At 61.6% G+C, this 4,370-nt stretch carries 4 protein-coding genes and 1 pseudogene; 4 read left to right on the plus strand and 1 reads right to left on the minus strand.

The features are described 5' to 3' along the window. From EN893_RS20505 to EN893_RS20520, 4 genes are all read left to right on the plus strand, one after another. Positions 1 to 869, plus strand: an 869-nt coding sequence (locus EN893_RS20505) for a hydantoinase B/oxoprolinase family protein (protein ID WP_206640148.1), incomplete at its 5' end; no start/stop codon positions are given. Beyond that, on the plus strand, positions 866 to 1,360 hold the full coding sequence (locus EN893_RS20510; protein WP_127269096.1) for an acetone carboxylase subunit gamma: 495 nt from the start codon (positions 866 to 868) through the stop codon (positions 1,358 to 1,360). The genes EN893_RS20505 and EN893_RS20510, both read left to right, overlap by 4 nt. Before the next feature lie 88 nt (positions 1,361 to 1,448). Then, on the plus strand, positions 1,449 to 2,276 hold the full coding sequence (locus tag EN893_RS20515; protein WP_127269097.1) for an SDR family NAD(P)-dependent oxidoreductase: 828 nt from the start codon (positions 1,449 to 1,451) through the stop codon (positions 2,274 to 2,276). Between the two features lie 184 nt (positions 2,277 to 2,460). Next, a complete protein-coding gene (locus EN893_RS20520; RefSeq protein ID WP_127270875.1) occupies positions 2,461 to 3,774 on the plus strand; it encodes an O-antigen ligase in 1,314 nt (437 codons plus the stop codon). 189 nt (positions 3,775 to 3,963) lie between these two features. On the opposite strand, the pseudogene EN893_RS20525 reads toward EN893_RS20520, so the two are convergent. Then, positions 3,964 to 4,370, minus strand: a pseudogene (locus EN893_RS20525) (sugar ABC transporter substrate-binding protein); the annotation flags it as partial.

A 4,370-nucleotide genomic window follows, 5' to 3' on the forward strand; every position in this document is an offset into this window, starting at 1 on the left:
GCTCCGGCGCGCTCGCCATCAAGGATGGTCTCGACACCGCCTATGTCGGCTGGAACCCGGAATCCGACATGGGCAACATCGAGGTCTGGGAACAGTCGATGCCGATGGTCTATATCGGCCGCTCGATCGTGCCCAACTCCGGCGGTGCCGGCAAATATCGCGGCGGCTGTTCCTTCGTCTCGACCTGGCTGATCAACAAGACGTCGCATCTGCGGCTCCACACCTCCGAACATTCTTCGCGCGTGTTCGACAATGGCGGCATGTGCGGCGGTTATCCGGCGCCGACCTGCCAGAAGCATCGCGCCGTGCGCAACTCAGACATTCACGAACTCGCGGCAAAAGGCGAACCGCTGGCGCATGCGCCCGGCATCGATCCGCATGTCTCCGACTACGAGCGGAACATCGGTGGCGACCATGTCGTGGTCGAGGGCCCCTACATCACCTCGCCGCACAAATCCGGCGACATCTTCAGCCATTCCTACAATGGCGGCGGTGGTTACGGCGACGTACTGGAGCGCGATCCGATCAAGACCGCCTGGGATGTCGAGAACGGCTTTCTCACCCGGCAAGCGGCGGACCAGGTTTTCGGCATTGTGCTGAAGGACGATGAAGACGGCTATCCCATCGCCGATATCGACGCCACGGTCGAGCGCCGCGCCGCCATGCGCAAAGAGCGTCTGGCCAAGGCGGTCCCTGTGGTGGATTGGATCGCCAAGGAGCGTGGTCGTGTCGAAAGGGCCGATTTCGCCCCCGAGGTGAAGAAAATGTACGCCAGCGCGATCAAGCTGTCGCCGCGCTTCACCAGCGAATTCAGCGAGTTCTGGAACGTCGATGCCAGATCGATCTTCATGCCGGGAGCAAAGCCATGACCTCGTATAGCAAGGAAGTCCTGGGCGATCTGGTCGCAGGCAAGCTGCCCTGGCCACAGACAAGGCGGATCATGAGTGCCTACAAGGACGATGACCGTTTCTTCAAGATGGTTGCCGTCTATCAGGATCGTGTCGCCTGGAAAGATCCGATCCTGCTGCCGGTCTCGGACCATCTGTTCATCTGCCAGAGCGGCGATGAGCGCATTACCCGCTGCGAATGCGGCCACTCCTTCGGCGACTATCGCAAGAACTGGAAGCTGAAGGCTGCGATCAACGTCCGCAACACCGAGGGGGCTTTGCGCGAAATCTATCCCAACAGCGATCTCCCCGATCCCGAATGGATGGAGATCCGCGAATTCATCTGTCCGCAATGCGGCACGCTGCACGAAGTGGAAGCGGCGGCACCTGGCTATCCCATCGTCCACGATTTCGAGCCCGACCTCGAAGGCTTCTATCGCGAATGGCTAGGCAAACCGCTCCAGCAAACATGAAACGCTGGCGATGGAGGCTGCGCCGGTGTGATTGCCAAATACGGTCAGGCCTGATTGCCTGCCCGGAACGAAGTGGAGACCGTGCGCCATGAACAACCTTTCCGGCCGTAGCGCCATCGTTACCGGTGGGTTCTCGGGCATGGGCTTTGCCATTGCCACGGCTTTGGCTGAAGCCGGCGCCAATGTCGCCGTCGGCTCCTACATCGCGCCGGCCAGCGCCGACAAGTCCGATGCCGCCTATTATCCCGGCGCGGACGAGATCGAGCGCGTGCGTGCGGCCCTTACCGTCCACGGAACGAGGGTTCACGCCGCACACCTTGACGTTCGCGACAGCGACGTCGCCAATCGGTTCGCAGCTGACGCCGAGGCGGCCATCGGCCCCGCCGATATCCTGGTCAATGCCGCTGGGACGACCGCGGAGCAGCCGGTCTGCGGCCATTCCGACGCGCTATGGGACAAGATCGTCGATACCAACCTGACGGGCGCCTTCCGCGTCACGCGTGCGGTACTGCCGGGCATGATCGAACGCGGCTGGGGCCGCATCGTCAACATCGGCTCAACCGCCGCCTCGGTCGGCTGGAAGGACAACCCAGCCTACTGCGCGTCCAAGGCCGGCCTTCTCGGCCTCACGCGCTGCGTGGCGCTGGAGGGGGCAGCGCATGGCGTCACCTGCGTCATGATCAGCCCGACCTGGGTCGAGACCGAACTGATGCGCCGCAATGTGGCGCAGGTCGTCGAGCGCGAAGGCAAGGGGCGCACCGCTGAGGAAGCGATGGCCGAGATCGCCAAAGGCAACCCGCAGCAGCGCATGCTGCAGCCGCAGGAGATTGCCGCACTGGCGGTCTTCCTGTGCTCGGATCTGGCCAAGGGCATTACCATGGAGAACATCCAGATCACCGGCGGAGCGCTTTGGTAGCGGCTGATCTCTCCGCAGATGCCTCGCTGTAAGACAAGGTGACCGGATTTGCCATTGAGCGCCGGGCGCAATAGGTTATATTGCACTGCACAATGGAGACGCCGTTTATTGCACGCCCATATTTGCGAAGATTCCGGCCGGCTCATGGCTTGCCGGCCCTAGGTCGTGTCGGCGGAACCCTGAGATGAAGATTCCAAAGTCACTGCTGATCGATCCCGAGAAGAACTCGGTCTATGGCGCCTTTGCCGTAGCCGTTTCGATCTGGGCGTTTTCCTATTCGGTCATCTTCGGCCAGATCTTGATCCTGGCCTATTATGCGGTCTGGCTTCCGCTCATCCTGGTCGACTACCGGCGGTTTCTGCGGCATCTGTCCAGCGCCTGGCTGCCGCTGCTGTTTGCGGCCTATATCTGCTTCTCGGTTTTCTGGTCGCAGGCCCCCGGCGTCACCGCAAGGACGTCGGTCCAGTATTTTTCCCATATCGCCTGCGCCTACGTAGCTGCGCGCACCGTCAGCGTGCGCACGCTGACCATAGGGGCGCTGATCGGAATATTCGTCGTCCTCATCTATTCGCTGAAGGTCGGGAACTATTCCGAGGATGTCCTCGACGGCACCGTGAACTTCGTCGGCGCCTTCGCCTCCAAGAATCAGATCGGCTTTGTCGGCTCGCTCGGCATCTATTTCTGCGTTGTCTTCCTTGCCTTCTACAGGCGCGGCCGGCTCAGCTTCATCCTGGCGGTGCCCGTCGTGCTGCTGTCGGCCTATGTCCTGGTCGCTTCGCATTCCGCCACCTCGATGGCGTCGATACCCGCGGTGCTGGCGCTGGTGGCGCTTCTTGCGATGAGCAAACTTCTGTCACGCCGCTATCGCCGGGTCATCTTCCTGATCGGCGCCGGCCTGCTGGTCGTGACGGCCTTCGTCGCCTTGAATCTCGGGCTGATGGACTTCGTCCTCGGCCTCTTCGGCAAGGATTCGACGCTCACCGGGCGAACCTATCTGTGGGAGCAAGGCTGGAACACGGTCCAGAAATCGCCGATTCTCGGCGTCGGCTATGCCGCCTATTGGGTGCAGGGCTTCGCTGAAGCCGAGCGGCTGTGGAACGAATTCTACATCACCACCCGCACCGGCTTCCACTTCCACAACACCTATATCGAGGCCCTCGTCGAACTCGGCTTCGTCGGAGCGACGCTGGTGTCGCTGATCATGCTGCGCACGCTCTACGGCCACGTCTCGGCGGTTATCTTCAAGGCATGGCAGGCGGACTCGGTGATCCTTTTCGGCGTGATGGTCCTGCTGCTGATCCGCTCCTTCGTCGAGGTCGAGATACTCAACCCCTACATCATGGGTTCTTTCCTGATGTATTTCAGCTTCTTCAAGCTGGCGCGGCTGCCCGTTACCCGCAGGCGGCGGTCACCGGCTCTGGAGCCGGCTGACGCGGCCGGGGGCGAGACTGACTGGCCTCGGTATGCCGGCCATCCGGCGGGCGCCGGTCCCTCATAAATTATCATCTCGCGGGCTGAAGGGAGCGGCCTTCCTTTTTGAGCAAGCATGTGCTCGGACGGGAAGCCTCGATCCCGAGACCGCTATTATGGTTTCCGTAGGGAGATGTTCAAACAACTGAGCCAGAGCCTCATCCCGATTGTCGGGTGAGGCTCTGGCTCGAAACACTGGATCGTGTTGGAAGTCGGTCTATTGGCTGGCCAGCGGCGCCAGCTTGATCTTGATCACATCGCCGGGCAGCACCGGGGTTTCTTCCTTGGCGGCTATTTCGGTGGTCTTGCCGTCGACATTGCGCACCAGTGAATAGAGCAGGGTCGGCTGCTGATCATTTGTCATAGCGGCCGCCATCGCGGGATCGCTGGCCTGGGCTATCAGGCCTTTCTGCATGTTCACCTTCAACGCGGCCTCGTTCAGGTCGGCCTCGGTCTGCTGCCGGTCAGTGGCGAGACTTGAACTCAAGGTGTTCTGGGCATCGATAGCATCCTGCTTCGCCTTGCTGATCGCCTGCTTGGCGGTGAGGATGGCGGTTTCGTAGTCCAGGATCTTGCCCTGCAGGTCGGCCACGGACTGGCGCGAATCCAGCAGTCGGGCATTGG

Source organism: Mesorhizobium sp. M7A.F.Ca.CA.004.04.2.1 (assembly GCF_004022825.1).
Classification (GTDB): Bacteria; Pseudomonadota; Alphaproteobacteria; order Rhizobiales; family Rhizobiaceae; genus Mesorhizobium.